Raw genomic sequence first — 23422 nt, forward strand, 5'->3', positions numbered from 1 at the left:
GGGAGAAACCGGAACCTGCGAAGGAGCCGAAGGAGTCGGTCGAAGGAGTCAGGGGACGAGCCGGTGCTGGTGGCCGGCGCGCCATTCGGCCAGCAGGACGGTGGCGTCGTCGTCCAGGCGGCCGGAGTGGTGGTCGAGGACGGCGTGCGTCAGCCGGCGCAGGGTCTCGCGCAGGGTCTGGCGGCCGGGCGAACTGGTGGCTGAAGAGGATCGCCTCGACCTCGATGCCGTTCATCGCGATGATGCGGCACTTCGTGTACGGGTCACCGTGGTCGGGATCCACGGGCTCGACGTCGAGCTCCCGCCAGTTGCGCAGCTGGCGCAGGGGGATGCCCCGGTGTTCCAGTGGGTTGAAGCCCATGAGGGTCTCCTGGGCTGATGGGCCGGAACAGAGCCGCGCGGGTACCCGTGCCAGTGCCGTGCAACCGAAGTGTGAAGGGGGCGGTGGGACCGAATCGGCCGGACCGACGGGGGCTGTCAGCTCGAGGAGCTCGTGCCTGCCGTGGCCGGCGACGCCGGTTCCTGCCCCGTCATGGGAAACAGCAGAGCCGTGGCGATCCTCGCGTGCAGGGCATCCATTGTCCTGATCTGCTGCCCCGCCCTGCGCAGCAACTCCTCCAGCCGGTCGGCGTCCAGACGCGAGTCCTGTGCCGACGCGGCGAGCAGCCCGCGCCACAGCGAGGCCTTGCCCTGCGCCCCCAGCCGCATCGCTTCGAGCTCGACCAGCAGCGCGAGCCCCGAGCGGCGCAGCAGACGGCCGTTGGGCTTCATCCGCGCGGCCTTCTCGCCCAGCCACGCCCCGTACGTCTTGTAGTGCCTGACAGGGACGTCGAGATCGGCGAGGAGGCGTACCAGTGCCTGCCGGTCCTGCGAGATCTCCTTGCGCAGGCTCTCCAGGGTCTCGCCGTAGGCCGACCCGCGGTGCTCCTGAGCCATCCGGCGGGCGAGCTCGACACCCGCCGTCGCACCGGCCAGGTGGTCGTTGAGATAGATCACCAGCCGCTTCTGCCGCGTCGCACCGTCGTGTGAGTTCCGTGCCGTCCTGTTCATGGTTCCCCTCCGGCTGCCGGAGTCCTGTGATGGCCTCCGAGTGCCCCGGCCGGGCCGGTCAACCGCTCTGTCCGTAAATCCCCGGCGCCGGCGATGGGCTCGGGCACCTCCGGCGCAGGCGTACCAGCTCACCCCCATCACCACGGCCAGGCCGGCTTCCACGAGGTCGCCGCGGTAGTACATCCACTGGGCCCCGTGACGCAGGTCGGCGGCGGTGAAGCCGGTGCCGGGCGGCTGCCGGGAGCAGAGCGTGCGGGCCAGCACGGCGTGCGCGGTACCGGCGGCCAGGACGGTCGCGCCGCGCACGGCGAGACTCCAGCGGCGACGCACCGGATCGAGCCCGCACACGGCGAGGGTGAACAGCAGTCCCGCCGCCACCATGTGCACCTGTACCGCGCCGTGCGCCGACGGCCGGTGCGCCGTCGCCGCGAACAGCTCCGTGCGGTACAGCAGCCAGAGCCCGCCGATGTCCAGGACGGCCGCCAGGGGAGGAAAGAGCAGCAGCCCCACGGGAGCGGAGTGCGCGAGGGTCACCAGGAGTCGCCGTGTCCGGCCGGGCGTCAGGGCGCGCAGAGCGAGGGTCAGAGGGCGTGCCGCGACGAACAGCAGCGGGGCCGCCTGCCGACAACACGACCACGCGGCCTCTGCTGCGCCGCCGCGCCGCCGGGACCGGAGCGACCGGTTCGGTGTGTGTGGCCATCAGCCGCCCTCCGGTGCATCGAGGGGTCGTTCTGTCGGGCAGCGTGTAACCCTCCTGCCGGAAGCCATTCCTACCGGTTGGGGAGCTTTGGCGCGCAGCTTCAAAAGAGGAGCGGTACCGCTTCAGGGCCTGTCACGCGTCACGGACCGGACCAGCCGCTCTCCCGCTCCGCGCGCTCTTCGCCCTGCCCGGTGTCCTCGTCCTCCCTGTCCTCCCTGTCCTCGCCCTCCGCCTGCGAAGGGGTCGTTCGGGGCACGTCACGACGGCCGGACGTCTCCTCCGGCCTGTCCTCCCGGCGTTCGCCCTCCGCCTGGGACGGGGTCTGTTCACTCATCGTCGGCCTCCTACGGGGTGTCCGGTGTCTGCGCTGGGGCGGTCGCTCAACGTTTCCCCCTCCTCGCCCGGGCGGTGCCGCCTCCGGGGACGGACCGCAGCCAGGTGCTGATCCACCCGGTCTGCATCGCGGCGTCCACGAGATACGTCGGCCGGATCCGCCCCTTGGGCACGTAGACCAGATCCACGGCCAGCAGTGTCAGGGCCGTGCCCAGTCCGATACGGCGGGCCTGGGCCGGCCCCTGCGGACCGGGAGCCGCCGCGAGTTGGGCGAGACCGGCGGAGACCAGGAGCCCGCCGATCGTCCTCTGGAGCCACACGTCGGTCTTCGGCCCGAAGATCCATTCGAAGCTGCGCAGATGCACCAGCGGGCCACAGTCCACCCACGATGGTGAAGACCCCGTGCGCGACCGCGACACCCTGTCCGGGATCCCGAGCGCTCGTCCTGCCCACGCGTCACCCCTTCGTCCGGCCTGCCGGGTACCCCTGGCCGTGTGCCCTCACTCCGGCTCCAGAGCCACCGTGGTCGTGACCCGGGTCAGCGCGGGTCTCCTCGGCACGGACCCGAATCCGAAGCGCACGGGCGGAACGACGGGTGCCATCGCACCGAGGTCGTCTCCCTCGAAGACCGCCGTCACCGTGTGGATCGGCCGCAGGTCCCGGGCGCCGTACCACTCCCGGCGGCCCGCTCGCGCACTGCCACGGGTGCGTACGCCGGGCAGCAGCACACGGGCGGGTACGGACGTGAGCGTGCACCAGCCCGGCCGTCCGGCGAGCACGCCGGGCACCGCGCACAGCAGCAGCCCGAGGAGCCGTCTGCGGCCCGCCACGAAACGCAGGTCGAGCGGCCCCGCGGTGACGCTCCAGGTCCGGTCCGCGACGCGCACCCGGACCGGGACGACGCGTACGGTGTCGAAGACATAGGTGCCGCCGACGAACTCCGCCGTCTGCCGGGTGGGGGCGAGCAGCAGCCGTTCTCCGTCGGGCCGCTCCAGCATCACGTCGCTGAACGGTCCGAACGGCGACCGCGGCCAGTGCCCCAGCACGATGCGGGTCCCGGACGCCGTGCCCAGGCCGGCGATCCAGCCGTCGAAGCGCAGCCGTCCGCCGCGCGGGGCCCCGCTGGACGGCCCGCTCACGTGAAGAGGGGCCGGGAGGGCCCCAGCCGGACGTGCTCGACCCCCGGAGAGAAGTGCACGACGGGCTCGTCGAGCGGTGCGGGCAGCCCCGCCGCGGCGGTCAGGGTCTCCTCCAGCACGTCGACGGCCGCGTACGCCAGCGGCCAGGGTTCGTGTTCCACGGGCGTCTCCCAGAGGCGGCCCAGCCGACGGGTGTACGCACGCCAGCGCGAGGTCAGCCACACGTCCCGCTCCGCCGGCTGGACGGGATCGCCGGGACGGACGTACAGGCGGTACGAGACTTCGCCCGCTCCGCGCGAGCCGGCGTACGACACGGTGTCGCCGTCCGTGGCGACGCGCAGGGCTCCCAGGGTGTACGGCGCCCCGACGGCACGAGCGGCCAGCATCAGGGGGCAGGCCACGTCGATGGACAGAAACCAGATGCCGTCCCGTCCGTCCTCGCGTCGGACATAGGTCCGCAGGTTGGTCTCCGCGAACGACGGGAGCCCGGGGACGCCGGCGGGGACGCCCGCGGGGCGCACGTCCGCCATCACGAACGGGGTGAGCCCCACCCACGCCACCCCGTCGTACTCGTCGACGACCAGTTCCCGGGGCAGCAGGGCCTGCACCGCCACCGGCGGGAAGGGCCAGTGCACGAAGGTCTGTCTGCGCCAGCGGGCCCGCACAGCCGGCACCCGCACCCGTTGCTCCGCTCCGTACGCCACCACGACGACCGGGTCCCCACCCGGGGACCGCGGAAACGCCCAGGTCGTGGGGCCGACGGGGGCTGCCCGGCGCCAGGGCGCCCGACGACCGCCCGACCTCTCCTGTGACTGCCGAGCGACGCCGTACGGAGTGCTCTGGAGACGCGGTTGACGGCCGAACCCTGGGCACGGCGGTCCGGACCGAATCCGGTCTCGGTGCCCCGGCCGACCTCGATAAGCTTCAGCGCCGCATCACCCAGCCGGAGGAAGCCGGTCCCCTACAGCCCGAAGGCCCCGCCCTCGATCAGGATGAGCAGACCGATCGCGATGAGCACCAGCGGCAGCAGAATGTGGCCCCAGCGGCTGAGAGCCTTGGCGACGACCGGACGGGTGGCGAAGAACCTTCCCGCGAAGCACCACACCGCGACCAGGGTCAGAAAGACCACGGCATACACGCTCATCCCGCCGACGCCGGCAGTGGCGAACACGGGGACGTAGACGCCGATGTTGTCACCGCCGTTGGCGAAGGTGACTGCGGCGACCTCCAGCGGGCTCGGGCCGCCTTCCTTCGCCTCCTCCTCATCCGCGTCCTCACCGTCGCGGTGGTTCTTCCACGCCTGCCACGCCGCCTTGAGACCCAGGGCGAGTGGCAGCGAGCCGAGATACGGGATCGCCGCCTCCGGCAGGAACGTCGCCCCGAACGCGGCGCCGACTGCGACGGCAAGGATCGCTGCGAAGCCGAGATACTGCCCGATCACGATCCGGCGAGTTGAGTGCGGGTGACCCGCACCCTGGGCGAAGAACAGAGACAGGATCAGGATGTCGTCGATGTTGGTGACGGCGAACAGCCCAGCTGCCTGCCCGACGATGCCCGGATTCACTGACGGTTGTCCCTCTCGAATGTGACTGCCCGGCGACACTATCCGGCGCACGGCCGCCCAGTGCCGGCCGGACTCCACCAGAGCCTCGTCGACGAGAAGGCCGTGGCTGGACTCCCGATCAACGGCGCTGAGCTCCGTCATGTCGGTGCCGCGCAGGGGCCGGCCTGGAGCGTCCGCTCCGGGCCGGCCCTCCCATGCGACGTCAGCTTGCGGCGGGAACGCGGTCGCGGGTTGGTGCGGGCGTCTCCTTCGGATCGGGCTCGGCTGTCACCGCAGAAGGAGCGGGTGCAGGGGCGTAGGGGATCTCGCCGCGCAGGACGGCCTTGGCGCGGTCCTCGTCGAGCTCTCCTTCCCAGCGGGCGACGGCCAGGGTGGCGACGCCGTTGCCGACCAGGCTGGTCAGGGCGCGTGCCTCGGACATGAACCGGTCGACGCCGAAGATCAGCGCGAGGGCGGCGACCGGGACGTGCGGGACGGCGCTGAGAGTGGCGGCCAGGGCGATGAAGCCGGAGCCGGTGACGCCTGCGGCGCCCTTGGAGGTGAGCAGCATGACGGCGAGCATGGCCAGCTGCTGGGTGAGGCTGAGGTCGATGCCGAGGGCCTGGGCGAGGAAGACCGAGCCCATGGTCAGGTAGATGGCGGTGCCGTCGAGGTTGAAGGAGTACCCGGCGGGCAGCGTGATGCCGACGACCGGTTTCGAGGCGCCCGCGTGCTGGAGCTTGGCCATCATGCGCGGCAGGACCGGCTCGGTGGAGGAGGTGCCCAGGACGATCAGCAGTTCTTCCTTGATGTAGCGCAGGAACGGCAGCAGCCGCAGTCCGTTCAGGCGCATCACCGTCCCGAGGACGACCAGGACGAAGAAGAGGGCGGTCAGCCAGAACGAGCCGACCAGCAGGGCCAGGTGACGCAGGGTGCCCAGGCCGTAGTTGCCGATGGTGAAGGCCATCGAGCCGAACGCGCCGATGGGGGCGAGCCGCATGATCCAGCGGATGAGCGTGAACAGGACCGTGGAGAACTTCTCGATGCTCCGGGCGATGCCCAGGCCGGCCTCTCCGCTGGCGTGCAGGCCGAAGCCGAACAGCACGGACACCAGCAGTACCGGCAGGATCTCGTTGCCGGTCAGGGCGCTGACCAGGGTGGCCGGGATGATGGCGAGGAGGAAGGCGGCGAAGCCCTCGTGGGCCGTGGTCGCCTCCGGCGGCAGGCCCTCGGTGGACAGAGTCGAGAGGTCGATGTGCAGACCGCTGCCCGGCTTGACGACGTTGACGACGACCAGGCCGATGACCATGGCCACGGTGGTCAGCACCTCGAAGTAGACCAGAGCCTTCAGGCTCACGCGGCCGACCGCGCGGGCGTTGCCCATGGAGGCGATGCCGTGGACGACCGTGCAGAAGATGATCGGCGCGATGAACATCTTCACCAGTGCGATGAAACCGTCGCCGAGCGGTTTGAGGTCAGCGCCGACGGACGGCCACAGCCCGCCCGCGGCGGCGCCGAGGAGGACGGCGATCAGGCACTGGATGTAGAGGTGGGACAGCATCCGGCGGATGCGGCCCGGTGGTGCGGTGACGGTACCCGGGGCGGCGTCGTTGCGGCTCATGCGGGGCGTCCTTCCAGGACGGGAACGAGGAGTTCGGCTCGGGCGATACGCCGGGCGGCGCGGTGCAGCAGCACCGTGGGGGAGGCGCTGTCCGGTGCGGGGACGGCTTGGGTGGTGATCACGCCGGCGGGGGTGCCCAGGCGCAGCGTGCCGTCGGCGGTCTGCCGGGCGACGCGGTGGGCGAGGGTGCCGGGGGTGGCGGCGGCCGTGGCCAGGGCCACGGCGGAGGTCAGGCCGATCGCCGGGTGTGGGGCGTGCATGGAGACCATGCGCACGGCCAGGTCGTACTCGTCCTGGTTGACGAGTGTGCCCTGTGTGGTGCGGTAGGGGGCGGGCCGGGCGACGATGCCCACCTTCGGCACCGCGTGGCTGACCGGGTCGCCCTCGCGGGCCAGGCCCATGGCCAGCGCTGCCTGGCGGCGCAGCAGGGTCAGCGCGGGTACGGCGGTGGCGAACGCGGTGAGGGATTCGGTGCCGTCGAGGCCGAACGCCTTGGCCTCGAACAGCGCGGCCGGTGCGCCGGCGTCCACCAGGGATGCCTCGACGGGACCGTCCGGGCCGGTCAGTTCGTCCAGTGCCCGGCCGGTCGGCAGGGCGCGGCCGGTCGTCGAGCCCGCCGGGTCCTGGAACCCGAGCAGGACCGGCACGCCCGGCGCCGAGGTACCCGGCACCACGGCGGTGCCCTCCTCCGGGGCGACGCCCGCAGGGGTGGGGATGGTGCCCGTGAGGCGGGCCCCGGTGTTGACGTTGACCATGCGGACGGTGGTGGTGTCCGGTGTGATCGGTACGAGATCGTGGTGGACGGCGTACAGGGCCACGGCGGTGGCGCAGTTGCCGCAGTTGCTGGCCCACTCCACGCGCTCGTCACCGATCCCGATCTGTGCGAAGGCGTACTCGACGTCCACGCCGGCCTGGGTCGACGCCCGGACGACGGCGGCCTTGGAGGTGGTGGAGGAGGCGCCGCCCACGCCGTCGATCTGGCGGGGGTCCGCGGCGTTGAAGGCGGCGAGCAGGAGGGCGTCGGCGTCCACGCCCGTGGCGGCCACGTCGCGGTGGTCGAAGATCCAGCACTTGCTGGTTCCTCCGCGGATCATCTCGCCCTGCAGACGCAGCACAACTGACTCCTCACAGACGTGGAAGGGGGAAGTCCAGCGACGGTCTCGCCGTGCGTGGTGTCCTCCACGGTGGGTTACGGCAGCGTGAAGTACAATCTCGGAAATCTGCATGGCTATTAAGGTGAAGTGAACGCTGGAGGTGGCGGCATGCTGGACGTCCGGCGCATCCTGCTGTTCACGGAGGTCGCCCGGCGCGGCTCGGTGACCGCGACAGCCCGTGCCCTCAACTACACCCCGTCGGCGGTATCGCAGCAGATCAGCCGCCTGGAAGCGGAGGCAGGCCAGCCCCTGTTGGAACGCCACGCCCGAGGCGTCACTGTCACCGACGCCGGACGGGCGCTGGCCGAACGAGGGCAACGGATCGAACGCGAACTGCAGGCCGCGGAAAACGAACTCGCCGACTACGCCGGCCTGCGCGCGGGCACACTGCGCATCGGCACCTTCCCCACGGTCGGCGCCTCGCTCCTCCCGCAGGCCGTGATCGCCTTCCGGGACGCCCACTGCGACGTACGGCTGACCGTCCGCAGCGCCCGCATCGCCGGGCTCTGGACGATGCTGGAGAACCGGGAGATCGAGATGTCGCTGATGTGGGACTACGACTGGAGCCGGATCGACCGGGAGGACATCGTCGTCACCCCACTTCTCGATGACCCGCCGGCCCTTCTCATCAGCGACCGCCATCCACTCGCCGGCCGTGACGCCGCCTCACTGGCCGACTTCGCACACGACCCCTGGATCACCCGCGCCGAACAGCACCCGGTGGCCGAAGCCCTCGTCCGCGGCTGCCGCGCCGTCGGCTTCGAGCCCCACATCGCCTACGAGGCCCACGACTACCAGGAAGCCCAGGCCATGGTCGCCGCCGGCATCGGCGTCGCCCTTGCTCCCACCCTGGCCCTGGAGGGCGTCCGACCCGGCGTCAACGCCCTCCCTCTCCAGCCGCCGGCCCCGATCCGCCGCATCCTGCTGGTTCGCATGGCCGACCACTCGCTCACCCCCGCCGCCCTGACCTTCGCCGGACTCCTCCGGGACACCGCCGCGGCCCGGACACCCTGACACCGCTGGAGTTCGGGTACAGCGATGACAGTGGCTGCGGCGTCGACCTCGTCTTGGAGTCGTCGCCTCTTCACCGGTCGGCCCCTGCGGGAGGCGGACGCGAATGTCCCCTCGCTGGGCCGCGCTGCTGCTGGAGGTAGATGCTGAAGACGAAGACCATCCGTAGAAGGCGGCCATGAACGAGAACCCCGCGCCGCGGTCTGTCCGCGCTCGGGACCGGCCTGGCGTTCGTGCCCATGACCGTGCTCTCCGCGTTCATCAACCCGCTCTCCGCCCGCGCCGCCGAACGCTACGGAGCCCGGACGCCGATCACGTGCGGCATGTTCGTGATGACCGGCGGCCTGCTCCTGCTGCCCTCGCCCCCGCCCGGACGCCGACGCGGGGCCGGGCCCTGCTGATGCTCCCCGTCGGCATGGGCGGCCCACCGGCCATGCCCCGACCACCGCGCTGCTCGTCAACAGCGTCCCCACCCACCGGACCGGCACCGCCGACGGCGTCTTCAACACCAGCCGTCAGCTCGGCGGAGCATTCGCTGTCGCTGTCGCTGTCGCTGTCGCCGTCGCCGTCTTCGGGTGCCCTGATCGCCGACCAGGACCACTTCCTGCCCGGGCCTGCGCATCAGCCTCTCCCTGGCCGCCCTGACGACCCTGGCCGCAGCCACCCGCACCAGCCGGCCGCCCGGAGCACGAAACCCCCGCTCCGCCGCCCCCTGTGCCCCGCAGGTGGCGCTGCTGATCTTTCTTCCCGTACTGCTGCACTGGGAGGGCCTGAACAACGTTGCCGCGCTCCAGCACGCGGCAAGGCCCGGCGAACCCGAGTGGGTAAGCCGGGCCTTGCCGCAACGGTGCGATCAGACGGGGCGGATGTTCTCCGCCTGCGGGCCCTTCTGGCCCTGGGTGACGTCGAACTCGACCTTCTGGCCTTCCTGCAGCTCGCGGAAACCCTGGGCGGCGATGTTGGAGTAGTGGGCGAAGACGTCAGGGCCGCCACCCTCCTGCTCAATGAACCCGAAGCCCTTCTCGCTGTTGAACCACTTGACAGTGCCCTTGGCCACGACAGTCTCCTTCGAGGGAAACCGGGCGCGCACCCTGCGTGCCCGGAGGTGATCGCCCTGGTCCGGAGAGGCGCTGAAACGCAAGAACGCCCGTGATGGCGATCACGGGCGAACGGGACTTCGGAACCACGACTGCTAGGTCACGACGCTACACCCGGGGAGCGGCAGCCGCCATCAGGACACGGCACGTGTCGGCGTACTTCCTGGCATCGGCCGCCCCCACCGCACTCCCGGCCCCGGCGCCGAGGGCCTGTCTGTGACCAGGCAGGTTTGCCGCGTCGGGTGACGTTGCGGAGATGCGGGGAAGAAGGTGCGGCAGCCGATGGGAGGTTGCTGTGGAGGGTGGAGATCTGGAACTGGGCGAGTTGCTGGCCGCTGCGGAAGCGGCCCCGCCCGGTGAGTCCGTCGACGTGGTGGCCCGCGACCTGCAGAAGCGGTTCGGTGCGCAGCGGGTGTCTTTCCTGTTCGCCGACCTCATAGGTCAGCGGCTGGTACGGCTCGCCGCGACCGACGACGAGGTCGCGGACCAGGCCGAGCCGATCGACCTTCAGGGCAGTGTCTACGACAGCGTGCTGCGAAGCCAGCGCCAGCATGTGGAGCCGGACGGCCAGGGCGGACGGCGCGTCATCACACCGGTCAGCAACCGCGGCGACTGCATCGGCGTCCTGGAGGTGACCCTGCAGTCCGTGGACGACACCGTGCTGCGGCAGGTCCGCGACGCGGCCCACACGCTGGCCTACATCATCGTCACGGACGGGCGTTTCACCGACCTTTACCACCTGGGCCGGCGCACCACCGAGACCAGCCTGGCCGCGGAGATCCAGCACCAACTGCTTCCCTCGGCCCCCTGCTGCGAGGCGGCCCAGTTCACCCTCGCCGCCGGGCTGGTCCCGGCCGACGACATCGGCGGCGACACCTACGACTACACCCTCGACCGCGACACCCTGCACCTGTCCATCACCGACGCGATGGGCCACGACACGAACTCAGCACTGCTGGCCACCTTGTTGGTCGGCGCGCTGCGGCGGGCTCGCCGCAGTGGCTGCGACGCCCTCAAGCAGGCCCACCACGCCCACCAGGCCCTGCTGAGCCACAGCCGCGGGCTGGCCACCGGACAGTTGCTGTGCGTCGACCTCGAAACCGGCCTGTGCGAACTGGTCAACGCCGGCCACCCCTGGCCGCTGCGGCTGCGTGACGGCAGGGTCGAAGAGGTCAAGCTCGCCGTCAACCTGCCGTTCGGTGTGGCGGCACCGGCCTCCTACCGCGTCCAGGAACTGCAACTGCGTCCCGGGGACCGTCTGATCCTTCTCACCGACGGCATGCAGGAGCGCGGTGCCGCGGCCGCCGACCTGACCTCGGTCATCCACGACACCCGCGCGCTGCACCCGCGAGAAGCCGTCCGTGCCTTGACCGGCGCGGTTCTCGACGCCTGCCGCGGCAGCCTCAAGGACGACGCCACGGTCCTGGTCCTGGACTGGCACGGCGATCGCCGCCGACCGGTCGAGACCGGCTCCGGGGAGAGATCGCCGAGACATGGTGGCCGGTAGGGGTACTCCGCCGCCCTCCGGCATGCTGTCGTCGCCTATTCTCCACCGCAAGGAGATACTGGGGAGCAGGACGGCAGGCAACCAGGAGTGACTGCGTGGACAGTTCAAGGGAGGCGGACGCGCCGACGACATCGTCGGCCCCGCCCGGGGGCGCTCTACGCATGCTCCCGCTGACGGACCGGCCCGGCTGGCAAGCGGCAGGCGAGATCAGTCTGCTCACCCGCCCGGCCTGGGAACAGACGCTGGACCATCTTGCCCGGAGCGACGAAGAGACGTGCCACTTGGAACTTTCAGCGGTCACCTTCGTCGACGTCGCCGGCGTCTCCGCCCTGGCGATGACCGCCCAGGGCCTTCCGCGGGGGCGACGCATCGTGCTCGAAGAGCCGCCCGCCACCCTGCGGCGCGTTCTGGACATGTTCTGGCCGGACCTGCTTTCTGTCGAGGTGATGGGGCGATGACGGCTCCCAGCGTCGAACCGTTCGTTCACCCCGCCTTGTTCTACCGAGGCGAGCAGGACTATCTGCACGGCACGGTGCCTTTCGTCCGCGACGGCCTGAAGGCCGGGGAGCCGGTGGCGGTGGCCGTGCCGGGGCCGAACCTCGCCATGCTCAAGGCGGCTCTGGGCGACGACGTCGCACACGTGAAGTTCCTCGACATGACCGAGGCGGGGCGCAATCCGGGACGGATCATCCCCAGAGTGCTGCGTGCCTTCGCGGACACCCATCGCCAGACGCGGGTGCGGATCATCGGTGAGCCGATCTGGGCCGGCCGCAGCACCGTGGAGTACCCGGCATGCGTGCAGCACGAGGCACTGATCAACCCGGCATTCCAAGGCCGGGAAGTCACCATCCTGTGCCCGTACGACGCCGACCGCCTCGATGAACAGGTACTCACCGACGCGTACGCGACCCATCCCCTGATCATCTCCGGCGGCAGCGAACGGCCCAGCACCGCCTACGCCCCCGAGCATGTGGTCGCGCGCTACAACCAGCCCCTGGAGCAGCCGGCGGCGGCCGGGGAACTCGTCTTCCAAGCCGGCCAGTTGCCGAGCGCCCGGCTCTTCGCGGTCGAACGGGCCGCGCGGTTCGGTCTTTCCGGTACCCGCCTGGAGGACATGGCCCTGATCGTGGCCGAGCTGACCACCAACAGCGTCGTGCACGGCGGGGGTTCCGGCGTCCTGCGGGTGTGGGCCGACGGGGGCCAAGTGGTGTGCGAGGTGCGCGACCACGGGGAGCTGAACGATCCGCTCGCCGGCCGTCGCCCACCCGCACAGGACACGCCCGGCGGCCGGGGCCTGCTGCTCGTGCACTCCCTCGCCGACCTCGTACGCATCCACACCGGCCCCGACGGAACGGCCATTCGCTGCTACATCGGTCAGCACTGATCCCTTCCGTACGGGCACCCGGCACCGCTCACCGCAGACAGGCCGGCCCTCCGTTTGCCGGCGGACGTCCGCCGCGGCGCGGATGCGTACCACGAGCCGACACCGCCGCGCTGGACGGTGCCCGGGCCGTTTCGTGAGAGGCGGACCATGGCGCGGTAGAGGGCCGTGGGCGCCGGTGCTTCGGGCAGCGCGGGGATCGGGGCCCCGGGGCGGCGTAGGCGCGGAGCACATGGCCGACGAGGCGGCGCCAGGTGTCGTGGGCCGCGTGGCCGGCGTCGGCGATGGCGTCGGCGTTGGCCTTGTACTGATGACGGGGTCCTCGGGGACGAAGTTCCTCGCGGAGGTGGCCGCTGTCCTTGGCACGGGCGATGAGTTCGAGGAACGCGCCGTACGACTCGGCGCGCCGGGTCTCGAGCGCCTTGGCGGTGGGGAAGGTCGTGGTCACAACGTCGGCGAAGCCGCGGTCGGCGGCCTGCATGGCACAGACGGCTCGACGCCGGTGAAGCCGTGCCAGGGGTCGGGATCGGCGAGTGCCTCGGCCGGTCGCCTCGTCGTCCACCGGCTCCTGGACGACGGCCATCAGGTCACCGCTGTGGTCCGCACCCCGGCCAAGCTCGCCGTCACCCCGCCAAGCCGTCGAGCAGGCCGACAGTGGCGCCGACGCGGTGATCAGCGCCCTCTGCCCGTGTCCGAAACGGTCCACGACCGGAGCCGCGCCGGCATCGCTGCGTTCCTCGTCGCCCAACTCACCGCCACCCGGTCGAACCGCTCGGCACGAAAGTGCTTCCGCAGATCCGCGCCGAGCTGGCGACATCAGGAGTGATCGACCGCCGCGGGAGTGTTCAGGCCGCGGTGATACGGGAGTTGACCCGCCGCATCCAGTCCCGGTCGGTGTGCCACATGGGGTGGTGCGGGGCCGCGTTGGAGGTCAGGACGACGCCCTGGAAACCCGCGTCGAGGCAGCGGTCGACGACGAACTCGGCGATGTCCTTGCCGACGGCGTCTTCCTCGAAGCGCGTCAGCAGCGGGGTTTAGCCCACGACGCCTTCGCCGAGGACGGCCGGGACGGCACGGCGACGGGCGAACTCGGCGACGGAGTCGACCCACCCGGCGAGCGTGTCCCGCATGGCCTGCCGGTGCGCCGGATAGTTCTCGTAGAGCCACAGGTCCCATCGGTCGGGGTCGACCCAGTCGTGGGCGTAGAACAGTTCGCGCGGGATTCCGGTGGCGGCCGGCCGCCAGGGCTCGTCGGGCTGGTAGTCGGCGAAGGAGGGTGCGTCGGGGCGCAGCATGGCGGCCAGTTCGGGGGTGGGCCAGGTGGCCGTCTCGGGCGCCGCTTCGGTGCCGTGCCCGAGTCCGACCGCCTCGTACAGCGCGCCGAGCACGCCGTAGACGTAGAAGTGGAAGTGCGCGATCTGTGCCTGCTCCGGCAGATCGTGGAGTTCGCCGGGCCAGGGCTCGCCCAGTGAGTAGGTGACGGGGATGTCGAGGTGGCGTGCTTGCAGCAGCTTCACCGCGCGTTCGAGGGGGCCGCGCAGCCGGGCGTAGTGGCCGGAGGTGCCGTCGGCCGGTACCAGGTCGCAGTTGGCTCCAGCGTGGTCCGCCGGATATGCGGATCACGGCCCGTACGACGCCCGCCGACCGGGCGGCGTGCCTGATGCACGCCGGTCAGTCTTGGAGCGGCATCGTCACGCCGTCAAGATATATTCATAATTAATTGAAAGAGCTGGGGTGGGTGTCGTCAGCAGGGATCGGACGGGAGACGTACACGATGACGGAGTGCCGCAGGATGGCGGGACGCGTGGCGGTGATCAACGGCGCAGCGCACGGGATCGGCGCTGCCCCTGCACAGCAACGCCTTCGCCCAGCTCAACAAGCCCGCCCACGAGTTGAGTGAGGCCGAGTGGGACGGCCAGATGGCCGTACTGCTGAAGCCGGCCTGGCGCGGCATGAAGACCTTCGCGGCCATGCTCCGCGAGGCGTCGGGGTCGGTCGTCCTCACCTCCTCGGTGCATGCGGTCATCGGCCTGCCCGGCCACGCCGCCTACGCCGCCGCGAAGGGAGCCCTGTGCTCGCTGGGACGGCAGTTGGCCGTCGAGTACGGTCCTGACATCCGGGTCAACACGGTCCTGCCCGGACCCGTCCTCACCGCGGCCTGGAAGGGGATCCCGGAGTCCGAGCGGGCGCGCAGCGTGGCGGCCACGGCGGCGAAGCGGTTCGGCCGGCCGGAGGAGGTCGCCTCGGCCGTCGCGTTCCTGGCATCGGCGGACGCGTCCTACGTGACCGGAGCGAGCCTGGTGGTCGATGGAGGATGGAGCGTCATGAAGGAGTCCTCGTGAGCGCCGCGCACCATCCCGGGCACGCGCCGACAGGATCTGAACGGAAACGGAGAACGTGGTGACCCATCCCGGTAGGGGGCTGCACGGCCAGGCGGTGGAGGAACTGGGCCGGCGCATCATCCGCGGCGACTACCCCCCGGGCACCGTCGTGGACCCGGTCAAGTTCGAAACCGAACTCGGCGTCAGCAAGACCGTGGTGCGCGAGGCATTGCGCGTGCTGGCGGCCAAGGGCCTGCTCGAGTCGAAGCAGAAACGCGGTACGACCATCCGGCCCCGCGCCGACTGGAACCTGCTCGACAGCGACCTGCTGCGCTGGCAGGGCAGCAGCGCTCCCACCGACGGCTTCCTGGAGGACCTGGCCGAGGTCCGCGCGATAGTCGAACCCGCCGGAGCCAGGCTCGCCGCGGCCCGCCGCACCCCCGCCGACCTGGACGCGCTGCGGCAGGCGCTCGACGCGATGGCGGCGGCCGGGACGGACGCGGAGGCGATGGTCGAGGCGGATCTGGCCTTCCACCGCGCCCTGCTGGAGGCCGCGCACAACGAACTGCTCAGCCGGATGGAAGTCGTCATCGAGGCGGGTCTGCGCGTGCGCGACCGGATCGTGCACGGCGCCCGCCACTTCGCCGACTCCATCCCCGTGCACCAGGACCTGCTCGCGGCGGTCGAGGCGGGCGATCCGGACGCCGCCGTGGCCGCCGTCGAGTCACTGCTCGCGCAGGCGTCCCAGGACCTGGCCGCCGTACAGGCGCAGGAAGGCCACGCTGACGGCTCGACCGAACCGCTCCCTGAGGAAGCTCCTTGAAAATAACCGGACTTGAGACATTCCTGGTGGCTCCGCGCTGGCTGTTCCTGCGCGTCGCCACCGACGAGGGTGTCACCGGCTGGGGCGAGCCCGTGATCGAGGGCCGCGCCGAGACCGTACGCGCCGCGGTGCACGAACTGGCCGACTACCTCGTCGGCCGGGACCCGCTGCGCATCGAGGACCACTGGCAGGTGCTCACCAAGGGCGGCTTCTACCGCGGCGGCCCCATCCTCTCCAGCGCCGTCGCCGGCATCGACCAGGCTCTGTGGGACATCGCAGGCAAGACCTACGGCGTCCCGGTGCACCGGCTCCTCGGCGGCCCCGTACGCGACCGCCTCCGGATGTACGCCTGGATCGGCGGAGACCGCCCCGGCGATGTCGCGGAAAGGGCCGAGGAACAGATGAAGGCGGGCTTCACCGCCGTGAAGATGAACGCCTCCGCCGAACTCGCCCCGATCGACACCCCGGCCCGCACCGCCGAGGTCGTCGAGCGCGTCGCGGCCGTCCGCGAGGTGCTGGGCGACGAGCGGGACGTCGCCGTCGACTTCCACGGCCGGGCCTCCACCGCCATGTCCCGCCGTCTGCTGCCCCTGCTCGAACCCCTGCATCCGCTGTTCGTCGAGGAACCCGTCGCACCGGAACACTCGGGCCATCTGCGCAGCCTGGTGGAGTCCACGAGCATTCCGCTCGCCACCGGCGAACGCCTGTACTCGCGCTGGGACTTCCGTGACGTCATGACCAGCGGCATCGCCGTGGCCCAACCCGACCTGTCGCATGCCGGCGGCATCTCCGAGGTCCGTCGCATCGCGGCCATGGCCGAGACGTACGACGTCGCCCTGGCCCCGCACTGCCCCCTCGGCCCGATCGCCCTGGCCGCAAGCCTCCAGATCGCCTTCTCCGTGCCGAACTTCCTCATCCAGGAACAGAGCATGGGCATCCACTACAACCAGCAGTGCGACCTGCTGGAGTACGTGATGGACCCCGAACCCTTCCGCTTCCGGGACGGATACGCCGTCGCCGGCTCCCGCCCCGGTCTCGGCGTCGACATCGACGAAGACGCGGTACGCCGGGCCGCCGAGACCGGACACCGCTGGCGCAACCCCGTGTGGCGGGGAGCAGACGGGGCGTTCACCGAGTGGTGAGCACCCCTCAGGCCCCCGCACCCCGAACCCAAGGAGAGCCCGCTCCCATGAACCTGGTGGAATCCCTCCGAGCCCACCGCCTGTTGGCGATCGTACGGGGCAAGGATCCCGCCGCGGCCCTGCGGACCGTACGCACCCTCACCGAGGTGGGCATCCCGGCCATCGAGGTCTCACTGACCACGGCCGACGCCCTGACCGTCATCAGGCAGGCCCGCGCCGCCCTCGGCCCCGACGCTCTCCTCGGTGCCGGAACCGTGCGCACGACCGAGGACGCCGCACGCGCCGTGGACGCCGGCGCCTCCTACCTCGTCACCCCGGCACTGGTCGACGGGCTGGCGTCGTACGGCGTGCCCGTGCTGATGGGGGCCCTGACCCCGAGCGAGATCGAACAGGCCCTCGCACGGGGCGCCGACGCGATCAAACTCTTCCCCGGCTCGCTCGGCGGGCCCGGCTATCTGCGCGCTCTGCGGGATCCCTTCCCCGAGGTGCCCTTCGTTCCCGTCGGCGGAGTGGACGCGCAGGCCGCACGCGCCTACCTGGACCGGGGTGCCCTCGCCGTGGGCGTCGGCTCGCCGCTCGTGGGAGACGCGGCCGACGGTGGCGACCTCGCCGGACTCCGCGCCCGGGCGGCCGAGTTCCGCGAGGTGGCCGCGGGGGAGACGACATGACGACCCAGGCCGCACCCGAGGTCGTGACCTTCGGCGAGACCATGGCGGCGCTGCGGGCCCAGGGCGCGCTGCGGCTCGGCGGCAGCCTCGGCCTGTCCGTCGCGGGAGCCGAGTCGAACGTCGCCGTCGGCCTGGCCCGGCTCGGACACCGGGTGCGCTGGGCGGGACGGGTCGGCGCGGACGAACTCGGCGCGCTGGTCCTGCGCACCCTGCGCGCCGAGGGCGTCGACATCGAGCACGCGGTCACCGACGACACCGGCCGGCCCACCGGACTGCTGCTCACCGAACCCCGTCTCGGCACCCTCACACGCGTCAGCTACTACCGCGCCGGTTCCGCAGGTTCGGCCGTCTCACCGGCCGACGTCCTGCCCGCACTGGCTTCCGGATCCCGCATCCTGCATCTGACCGGCATCACCCCGGCGCTCAGCCCGTCGGCTGCCGAGGCCGTCCTGGCTGCCGCCACCACCGCCCGCGAGGTCGGCATGACCGTGTGCTTCGACGTCAACTACCGCTCCAAGCTGTGGACCGCTGACCGGGCCCTCACTGTCCTCCGCCCGATCCTGGCTCACACCGACCTGCTCATAGCCTCCGAGGACGAGCTGCCACTGGTGCGGGAACGGTCCGGCGCAGGCGAATCCGAAGCCGTGCACAGCCTCCTGGCCGCAGGCGTCGACGAGGTGGTCATCAAGCGTGGCGCACACGGCGCGACCACCTTCACCTCCGACGGGGCGACGGACCGCGCCGCCCGACAGGTCGACGCGATCGATCTGGTCGGCGCGGGCGACGCCTTCGTGGCCGGATACCTGTCCGGACTCCTCGACGGCGCGGACATCCCGGCCCGGCTGCACCGAGCCGTCACCCACCGCGGCCTTCGCCGTGGGCACCCGGGGTGACTGGGAGGGCCTTCCGACGCGCGACGAACTCGGGCTGTTCGACCAGCCCGACGGCACGACGATTCGCTGAACAGGAGACCGAACGTGACATCAACGGCAGCGCCCGCGACGGTCGTCGTCGATGGCGGGTACGAACTCGCCGAGGGCGGCCGCTGGTTCGACGGCCGTTATGTGTACGTCGACCTCCTCAGCGGTCGGCTCTTCGCACTGCGCGACGACACCGGGCCGACCCGACTCGCCTGTCTCGACGTACCGTTGGGCGCCGTCGCGCCGGTGTACGGCCACCGGACACCAGGATCGCCGCCGCGGGAACCGGCATCGCGCTGCTCACCCCCGACGGCGCCCTGGACTGGCTGGACCGACCCGAGGACCGCACCTCGTTCCCCAGCCGCATGAACGACGGCGTCGCCGACCCCGCCGGTCGCTTCTGGGCCGGCAGCATGGCCTACGACGGCACCCCCGGGGCGGGTTCGTTGTACCGCACGGACCCGGACGGCACGGTGGTGCGCGTCCTCGACGGCCTGACCATCGCCAACGGCCCGGCGTTCACCGCGGACGGCACCACCATGTACCTTGCCGACACGGCCGTCGGAACCATCCTGCGCTGCCGGATCGACCCGCTCTCGGGCGACCTCATGGGCAGCCCGGAAACCCACGTCGGTGCGCCTGCTCCCCGACGACAACCGCCTGTTCGTCACCACAGCCCGGTACGGGGTGAAGAACCCGACCGCGACCTCCGGCGCCGTGCTCGGCTTCCCGGTACCGGTCGGGGGAAGCGACGCTGCGGGGGGCGAGAGGCCGACGGTGATGCCCGTGCGCTGCCCGGACCAACCGTTGACGAGCTGGGTTAACGTCGATAAGTTATCGCAGTTAACACAGACAGGAGCAGCCCGTGCCCACACTCGCAGCTGAAGACGTCTACGCGCTGGCGCCCTATGCCAAGACGCTCGGAGTGGTGTTCGAGGAGATCTCGGAAGTCGGCGTGCAAGCCAGGTTGGTGCACGACCTCTCCCTCTCCACTGTGGGTGGTGGCCTCCATGGAGGAGCGTTGATGGGGCTCGCCGATGTGTGTGCTGCCGTGTGCGCCGCTCTCAACGGTCCAGCCGGCGCCGCGCCGGCCACTGTCGAGTCGAGCACGCACTTTCTTCGGCCCGCACGCACGAGCGTCGTCGCGACAGCTCGTCCCTTGCGGGTGGGGCGCAACAGCGTGGTCGAGGTCGACATCCATGATGACGAAGGCGAACTGTGCGCCCGGGTGACCCAAGTGGTCACGACCATCAAACCGAAGGTGTCCTGATGCTCGGTGACGCACCGTCAGAGCATCGCGACTCCCGAGTTCGCGCCGCCAAGGGGCACGGCGGCCTGCTCCGGGACCAGCTTCTCGACATCGCCGATCGACTTCTCGAAGACGGTGGCGCCGACGCGCTGACGATTCGGGCAGTAGCGACACGTGCAGGAGTCAGCCCGCCGGCCGTCTACCTCCACTTCGACTCGAAGCGGGAACTCGTCCATGCGGCGTGCCTGCGTGTGTGGAGCTCCCTGTTCATCGAGTTGGAAGCAGTGTCCCGGGACATCGCGGACCCCGTGACGGCGCTCCATGAAATCTGCGTCGCCTACATCGCGTTCGGACTGCGCCATCCGTCCCAGTACCGATTGGTGATGGCCGGTGAGGCCACCGAAGCCAGCCGTCGGAACGAGGACGCGTGCTTCCGCTACTTCCGGGACAAGGTCGCGGCCTGTCTTGATGCCGGGGTACCTGTGGAGAGCAAGACCGAGACCGCCAGAGTGCTGTGTGCCGGCGTGCACGGGGCGGTTTCTCTTCTGATCCACCAAGAGCGCGATGCCTGGCCTTCAGACAGTGATCGCTATATCAGACGGGCGGCGTCCTCAGCCGTCCATGGCGCCCTTCTCACCGCGTCCCGGGCGACCGCACCCTCGCTCGCTGATGTGCTGCGCTTGGGCTGAACTGCGGGTGCCCCATCCGCGACGACGATCCGCGGGTGGCACCGGCGGCGCCCTCGCCACGGAGTGATCTGCGAGGCGAGGAACTGCTGGACTGCCGGCAGGCACGCGAACCGGTCGTGGGCCGCGCCGGGGACGATGTCCAGGCGTGCGTCGATTCCATGGGCTTGCCAGTTGGCCCGCGGTGAGGTGATGCGTTCGATACGGCTGCTGCCCGAGGACGCGGCTCCCGGTGCGTCGAGGGGTGGCAGATCGGCGGTTCCGGTGTCGTTCCCGCCGATGGCCGGGCGGACGGGCAGGTCGCGCAGGGCGGCCGGGTCGATGTCGGTCGCGAACTGCTCGCGCATGTCGGCTGTGCCCGTACGGCCAGGGCTTGGCCGGGTTCAGGAGGGTGACGCGTCCGGGTGCGCCGACGGACAGGGGTGCCGGCCGGTCGGGGTGGAGGTAGGCGAAGCGGTGGGGCACTGCGAGAGCCGCACGGGGCCCGACGCTGCCCGAACCGTCCGTGGCCCAGGCGAGACGGATTGTCTCATCTTCGAGCGCGCCAAAATCTATGCCAGCCGCAGTAGACATTGGGTGGCGATGTGGTTATGGTTTCTCTTGTAGCCGAGATCGAGCGAGCCCGGCAGAGATGAACTGCCGGGCAGTAGTACGCAGTTGCAGTTGGTATGACGGTGCGGTGGTGGAGTTCCGAAGCCAGAGTGGTCGCAGGACGGCGACGGGACTGACGACCGGACCGGGTGGCCCGCAGTGATCAGGGGCCGCCACGCAGTGGCAGTACCTCGGTGAAGGCGTCGGCTGCGGGCGCGCGCACCGGGAGGTTCGGCAGGCTGCCGAAGAGTGGCTCCGTTGGAAGCCACCAGCAGTTCGCGGTATCAGCAGTTCGCAGTTTCCGTCAGTGAGCAGTTGGCCAAGAGGGAAGAACGGAGGAGCCGAGCGCCATCAGGATCGCCCGGGCGGCAGTCTCGACCCCGGGTACCGCAGGACATCGATAGTGAGGTGGTCTCCGGTCGAGCAACCGCGATCCCCGCGCCCCCGACAGCGTCTCGGTCGGGTCCGCGGAAACAGAGGGCCGGTGCAGTATCAGGGCCGGCAGATGGTGTAGTTAGTTCCTTCGGGGCCCTGGTGCCAGTACGGTGCCAGGGCCCCTCAACGCGTTCCGCGAGAGGCGCAATGACAGCAGACGACACGTTCGGCCGTCTCGATGACGACGACTACCCCGCCTACACCATGGGCCGGGCCGCCGAGATGCTCGGCACCACCCAGGGCTTCCTCCGCGCCATCGGCGAAGCCCGCCTCATCACCCCGCTGCGCTCCGCAGGCGGGCACCGCCGCTACTCCCGCTACCAGCTGCGCATCGCCGCACGCGCCCGGGAACTCGTCGACCACGGGACCCCCATCGAGGCCGCCTGCCGGATCGTCATCCTCGAAGACCAGCTCGAGGAAGCCCAGCGTCTCAACGCGGAATACCGCCGTGCCGCCGAATCGGCGAACCCAACGGCAGCAGCATGAGACGAGCGTGCCCGTCAGTTCCGACGGGCACCGCACGCACGGTCTCGGTGCGCGGCGTGAACCATTTCCTGTGGTGACGCGGTGTGCGGGCGTGTAGCGTCTGCGTCAGCTGTCGTGGTTCGGAATTCTCTCTTGCCCACGCCCCTGGTGTGGGCGTTTTGCTGTGCTGTGCCGCAGGGACCAGGGCGATCACCTCCGTCTGCCACCGGAGTGGGAGGCGTTCATCGACTGGAAGGCACCGGACATGGCAACGGGAACTGTGAAGTGGTTCAACGCGGAGAAGGGCTTCGGCTTCATTGCCCAGGACGGCGGCGGCCCGGATGTTTTCGCGCACTACTCCGCGATCAACTCGACGGGCTTTCGTGAGCTCCAGGAGGGCCAGGCCGTGACGTTCGACGTCACCCAGGGCCAGAAGGGTCCGCAGGCCGAGAACATCAGCCTGGCCTGACCTCGCAGACCTGCCCCGGGGATCAAGCCGAGGTGGCCGGCCGGCTTCATGCCGCCCAGTGACCACGTCTCGACTGTCGGTGTGTCTCGATCGTTCGACGCGTTCGTGCGTCGACGCGGCGTCGGTTGCACAGGCGCCGCCCGGACGTGGCGCGTGTCCGGGCGACTGCGAGTACGACGGTCACACGGTCTCGGGCACGCCGTTCGCCGAGCTGTCCCTGGATCACATCGACGAGCTCGGTGGCCCGACGTCGTGCAACCACTGCAACACCGGCTGGGCCTGGGCGTTCGACACCCCGTTACCCCGTTCCTCCACTGGAAGCGCTGGGCCGGCTACGAGGGCGGCGTGGCCGATATGTGCCTGGTGGCATGGCCCGCGGGGATCTCGGCCCGCGGGGATCTCGGCCCGGGGGGTCCGCCGGCAGTACGTCCACGCGGTGGACGTCGTCCCCCCGCTGTACGACCTCCTCGGCGTCGAGCCACCCGAGGTGATCAAGGGCTACCGGCAGAGCCCGATCGAGGGCGAGAGTTTCAGGGCTTCGCTCACCGACCCCGGGGCGCCGGGACGGCAGACCCAGTTCTACGGGATGCTGGGCCAACGGTCGATCCACCACGAAGGATGGCTCGCCTGCACGGTGCACCCGCCGCTGAGCGGCTGGGGCGACTTCGCGCACGACGTCTGGGAGCTCTACGACCTCACCACCGACCGCGCGCAGTCGACGGACCTGGCAGCGCGGGAACCGGCCCGGCTCGAGACCCTCAAGAGCCTCTGGTACTACAACGCGGGCATCTGCACCGGGCTGCCGCTGGACGACCGCACCGCCCTGGACAGGTCCTGGCCGAGCGCCCGCACGGAAGTCCCGAGCGCGACCGTCACGTGTACTACCCCGACTCCGCGGCGGTGCCCGAGCAGTCCGGCGTCGTGACCAGCGGCCGGTCGTACACCATGGCCGCCGGGTCGACGTCGGGTCGGCCGACGCCGAGGGCGTGCTGTACGCCCACGGCGGTGTCGCGGGCGGCCACAGCCTCTACGTCAAGGACCATCGCCTGCACTCCGCGGTGTTCACGGCCGAGTTCGCGGCGAACGGCCGCAGCGCCGACCCCGAGATGCCCGGCGC

Annotated in this window: 31 protein-coding genes and 1 pseudogene; 20 read left to right on the top strand and 12 right to left on the bottom strand. The window is 70.8% G+C overall.

All coding sequences use genetic code 11. The features are described from left to right. Nucleotides 1-69 precede the first annotated feature (69 nt). Nucleotides 70-204, top strand: a complete 135-nt coding sequence (locus QF027_RS43085) for a hypothetical protein (protein ID WP_307080865.1) — start codon at nucleotides 70-72, stop codon at nucleotides 202-204. Then, nucleotides 197-379: a hypothetical protein gene (locus QF027_RS43090; protein WP_307080867.1), complete on the top strand. Its 183-nt coding sequence runs from the start codon at nucleotides 197-199 to the stop codon at nucleotides 377-379. Before QF027_RS43085 ends, QF027_RS43090 begins: the two co-directional genes overlap by 8 nt. A gap of 98 nt (nucleotides 380-477) precedes the next feature. Here QF027_RS43090 and QF027_RS43095 read toward each other — a convergent pair whose 3' ends face one another. The 8 genes from QF027_RS43095 to QF027_RS43130 all read right to left on the bottom strand — a co-directional run bounded on the left by QF027_RS43095 (nucleotide 478) and on the right by QF027_RS43130 (nucleotide 7501). Further along, on the bottom strand, nucleotides 478-1659 hold the full coding sequence (locus QF027_RS43095; RefSeq protein WP_307082697.1) for a cytochrome c oxidase assembly protein: 1182 nt from the start codon (nucleotides 1657-1659) through the stop codon (nucleotides 478-480). A 230-nt stretch (nucleotides 1660-1889) separates the two neighbouring features. Beyond that, entirely contained in the window at nucleotides 1890-2084 is a 195-nt protein-coding gene (locus QF027_RS43100; RefSeq protein WP_307080869.1) for a hypothetical protein, read from the bottom strand. A gap of 46 nt (nucleotides 2085-2130) precedes the next feature. Next, nucleotides 2131-2466, bottom strand: coding sequence for a hypothetical protein (locus tag QF027_RS43105; protein ID WP_307080871.1), 336 nt, complete (start codon nucleotides 2464-2466; stop codon nucleotides 2131-2133). A gap of 117 nt (nucleotides 2467-2583) precedes the next feature. Then, nucleotides 2584-3222, bottom strand: coding sequence for a hypothetical protein (locus tag QF027_RS43110; RefSeq protein WP_307080873.1), 639 nt, complete (start codon nucleotides 3220-3222; stop codon nucleotides 2584-2586). Next, nucleotides 3219-3929, bottom strand: a complete 711-nt coding sequence (locus tag QF027_RS43115; protein WP_307080875.1) for a YqjF family protein — start codon at nucleotides 3927-3929, stop codon at nucleotides 3219-3221. The genes QF027_RS43110 and QF027_RS43115 overlap by 4 nt, the downstream gene beginning before the upstream one ends. Before the next feature lie 254 nt (nucleotides 3930-4183). Further along, nucleotides 4184-4786 (bottom strand): cadmium resistance transporter, encoded by a 603-nt coding sequence (locus QF027_RS43120; protein WP_307080877.1) that lies wholly within the window; start codon nucleotides 4784-4786, stop codon nucleotides 4184-4186. A 202-nt stretch (nucleotides 4787-4988) separates the two neighbouring features. Next, complete coding sequence (gene dctA, locus QF027_RS43125) at nucleotides 4989-6386, bottom strand: C4-dicarboxylate transporter DctA (RefSeq protein WP_307080878.1); 1398 nt, start codon at nucleotides 6384-6386, stop codon at nucleotides 4989-4991. Continuing rightward, nucleotides 6383-7501: a PrpF domain-containing protein gene (locus tag QF027_RS43130; RefSeq protein ID WP_306973412.1), complete on the bottom strand. Its 1119-nt coding sequence runs from the start codon at nucleotides 7499-7501 to the stop codon at nucleotides 6383-6385. Before QF027_RS43130 ends, dctA begins: the two co-directional genes overlap by 4 nt. A gap of 147 nt (nucleotides 7502-7648) precedes the next feature. On the opposite strand from QF027_RS43130, the gene QF027_RS43135 reads away from it, so the two are divergent. Both QF027_RS43135 and QF027_RS43140 read left to right on the top strand, forming a co-directional pair. Then, entirely contained in the window at nucleotides 7649-8554 is a 906-nt protein-coding gene (locus QF027_RS43135; protein ID WP_306973411.1) for a LysR family transcriptional regulator, read from the top strand. A 236-nt stretch (nucleotides 8555-8790) separates the two neighbouring features. Beyond that, on the top strand, nucleotides 8791-8952 hold the full coding sequence (locus tag QF027_RS43140; RefSeq protein ID WP_306973410.1) for a hypothetical protein: 162 nt from the start codon (nucleotides 8791-8793) through the stop codon (nucleotides 8950-8952). Nucleotides 8953-9404: 452 nt separating this feature from the next. Here QF027_RS43140 and QF027_RS43145 read toward each other — a convergent pair whose 3' ends face one another. Then, nucleotides 9405-9608 carry a cold-shock protein gene (locus tag QF027_RS43145; protein ID WP_020120296.1) on the bottom strand — a complete coding sequence of 68 codons (204 nt, stop codon included), beginning with the start codon at nucleotides 9606-9608 and terminating at the stop codon, nucleotides 9405-9407. A 335-nt stretch (nucleotides 9609-9943) separates the two neighbouring features. Between QF027_RS43145 and QF027_RS43150 the strand changes: the two genes are divergently transcribed. The 4 genes from QF027_RS43150 to QF027_RS43165 all read left to right on the top strand — a co-directional run bounded on the left by QF027_RS43150 (nucleotide 9944) and on the right by QF027_RS43165 (nucleotide 13362). Continuing rightward, a complete protein-coding gene (locus tag QF027_RS43150) occupies nucleotides 9944-11155 on the top strand; it encodes a PP2C family protein-serine/threonine phosphatase (protein ID WP_307080880.1) in 1212 nt (403 codons plus the stop codon). A gap of 161 nt (nucleotides 11156-11316) precedes the next feature. Continuing rightward, nucleotides 11317-11613 (top strand): STAS domain-containing protein, encoded by a 297-nt coding sequence (locus QF027_RS43155; RefSeq protein WP_307080881.1) that lies wholly within the window; start codon nucleotides 11317-11319, stop codon nucleotides 11611-11613. Beyond that, complete coding sequence (locus tag QF027_RS43160; protein WP_307080883.1) at nucleotides 11610-12539, top strand: sensor histidine kinase; 930 nt, start codon at nucleotides 11610-11612, stop codon at nucleotides 12537-12539. The genes QF027_RS43155 and QF027_RS43160 overlap by 4 nt, the downstream gene beginning before the upstream one ends. Nucleotides 12540-12768: 229 nt before the next feature. Further along, nucleotides 12769-13362, top strand: a complete 594-nt coding sequence (locus tag QF027_RS43165; RefSeq protein WP_307080886.1) for a hypothetical protein — start codon at nucleotides 12769-12771, stop codon at nucleotides 13360-13362. Between the two features lie 208 nt (nucleotides 13363-13570). On the opposite strand, the gene QF027_RS43170 is transcribed toward QF027_RS43165, so the two are convergent. Then, on the bottom strand, nucleotides 13571-14053 hold the full coding sequence (locus QF027_RS43170; protein ID WP_307080888.1) for a hypothetical protein: 483 nt from the start codon (nucleotides 14051-14053) through the stop codon (nucleotides 13571-13573). 375 nt (nucleotides 14054-14428) lie between these two features. Between QF027_RS43170 and QF027_RS43175 the strand changes: the two genes are divergently transcribed. From QF027_RS43175 to QF027_RS43215, 9 genes and pseudogenes are all read left to right on the top strand, one after another. Continuing rightward, entirely contained in the window at nucleotides 14429-14878 is a 450-nt protein-coding gene (locus QF027_RS43175) for an SDR family NAD(P)-dependent oxidoreductase (protein WP_307080890.1), read from the top strand. A gap of 55 nt (nucleotides 14879-14933) precedes the next feature. Beyond that, the gene (locus tag QF027_RS43180; RefSeq protein ID WP_307080893.1) at nucleotides 14934-15680 is read left to right on the top strand and encodes a FadR/GntR family transcriptional regulator; all 747 of its coding nucleotides are present in this window, start codon (nucleotides 14934-14936) and stop codon (nucleotides 15678-15680) included. Continuing rightward, the gene (gene dgoD, locus QF027_RS43185) at nucleotides 15677-16822 is read left to right on the top strand and encodes a galactonate dehydratase (protein WP_307080894.1); all 1146 of its coding nucleotides are present in this window, start codon (nucleotides 15677-15679) and stop codon (nucleotides 16820-16822) included. Before QF027_RS43180 ends, dgoD begins: the two co-directional genes overlap by 4 nt. Before the next feature lie 47 nt (nucleotides 16823-16869). Further along, nucleotides 16870-17490, top strand: a complete 621-nt coding sequence (locus QF027_RS43190; protein ID WP_307080896.1) for a bifunctional 4-hydroxy-2-oxoglutarate aldolase/2-dehydro-3-deoxy-phosphogluconate aldolase — start codon at nucleotides 16870-16872, stop codon at nucleotides 17488-17490. After that, nucleotides 17487-18453: pseudogene (locus QF027_RS43195) on the top strand (sugar kinase). The gene QF027_RS43190 and the pseudogene QF027_RS43195 overlap by 4 nt, the downstream one beginning before the upstream one ends. A gap of 14 nt (nucleotides 18454-18467) precedes the next feature. Further along, on the top strand, nucleotides 18468-18779 hold the full coding sequence (locus QF027_RS43200) for a hypothetical protein (protein ID WP_307082798.1): 312 nt from the start codon (nucleotides 18468-18470) through the stop codon (nucleotides 18777-18779). Continuing rightward, nucleotides 18728-19234, top strand: coding sequence for an SMP-30/gluconolactonase/LRE family protein (locus QF027_RS43205; protein WP_307082699.1), 507 nt, complete (start codon nucleotides 18728-18730; stop codon nucleotides 19232-19234). The genes QF027_RS43200 and QF027_RS43205 overlap by 52 nt, the downstream gene beginning before the upstream one ends. A 41-nt stretch (nucleotides 19235-19275) precedes the next feature. Then, nucleotides 19276-19680 (top strand): PaaI family thioesterase, encoded by a 405-nt coding sequence (locus tag QF027_RS43210; protein ID WP_307080897.1) that lies wholly within the window; start codon nucleotides 19276-19278, stop codon nucleotides 19678-19680. Continuing rightward, the gene (locus QF027_RS43215; protein WP_307080899.1) at nucleotides 19680-20348 is read left to right on the top strand and encodes a TetR/AcrR family transcriptional regulator; all 669 of its coding nucleotides are present in this window, start codon (nucleotides 19680-19682) and stop codon (nucleotides 20346-20348) included. The genes QF027_RS43210 and QF027_RS43215 overlap by 1 nt, the downstream gene beginning before the upstream one ends. Here QF027_RS43215 and QF027_RS43220 read toward each other — a convergent pair. Continuing rightward, the gene (locus QF027_RS43220; protein WP_307080901.1) at nucleotides 20249-20692 is read right to left on the bottom strand and encodes a hypothetical protein; all 444 of its coding nucleotides are present in this window, start codon (nucleotides 20690-20692) and stop codon (nucleotides 20249-20251) included. The genes QF027_RS43215 and QF027_RS43220 overlap by 100 nt on opposite strands. An 826-nt stretch (nucleotides 20693-21518) precedes the next feature. Between QF027_RS43220 and QF027_RS43225 the strand changes: the two genes are divergently transcribed. From QF027_RS43225 to QF027_RS43235, 3 genes are all read left to right on the top strand, one after another. After that, the gene (locus tag QF027_RS43225; RefSeq protein WP_031144137.1) at nucleotides 21519-21857 is read left to right on the top strand and encodes a MerR family transcriptional regulator; all 339 of its coding nucleotides are present in this window, start codon (nucleotides 21519-21521) and stop codon (nucleotides 21855-21857) included. Between the two features lie 244 nt (nucleotides 21858-22101). Then, nucleotides 22102-22305: a cold-shock protein gene (locus tag QF027_RS43230; protein ID WP_190107469.1), complete on the top strand. Its 204-nt coding sequence runs from the start codon at nucleotides 22102-22104 to the stop codon at nucleotides 22303-22305. Nucleotides 22306-22741: 436 nt separating this feature from the next. Then, complete coding sequence (locus QF027_RS43235; protein WP_307080903.1) at nucleotides 22742-23230, top strand: hypothetical protein; 489 nt, start codon at nucleotides 22742-22744, stop codon at nucleotides 23228-23230. Here QF027_RS43235 and QF027_RS43240 read toward each other — a convergent pair. Next, nucleotides 23187-23348, bottom strand: a complete 162-nt coding sequence (locus tag QF027_RS43240; RefSeq protein ID WP_307080905.1) for a hypothetical protein — start codon at nucleotides 23346-23348, stop codon at nucleotides 23187-23189. The two genes, QF027_RS43235 and QF027_RS43240, sit on opposite strands and share 44 nt — an antisense overlap. Between the last annotated feature and the right edge of the window lie 74 nt (nucleotides 23349-23422).

Source organism: Streptomyces canus (assembly GCF_030816965.1).
Classification (GTDB): Bacteria; Actinomycetota; Actinomycetes; order Streptomycetales; family Streptomycetaceae; genus Streptomyces; species Streptomyces canus_E.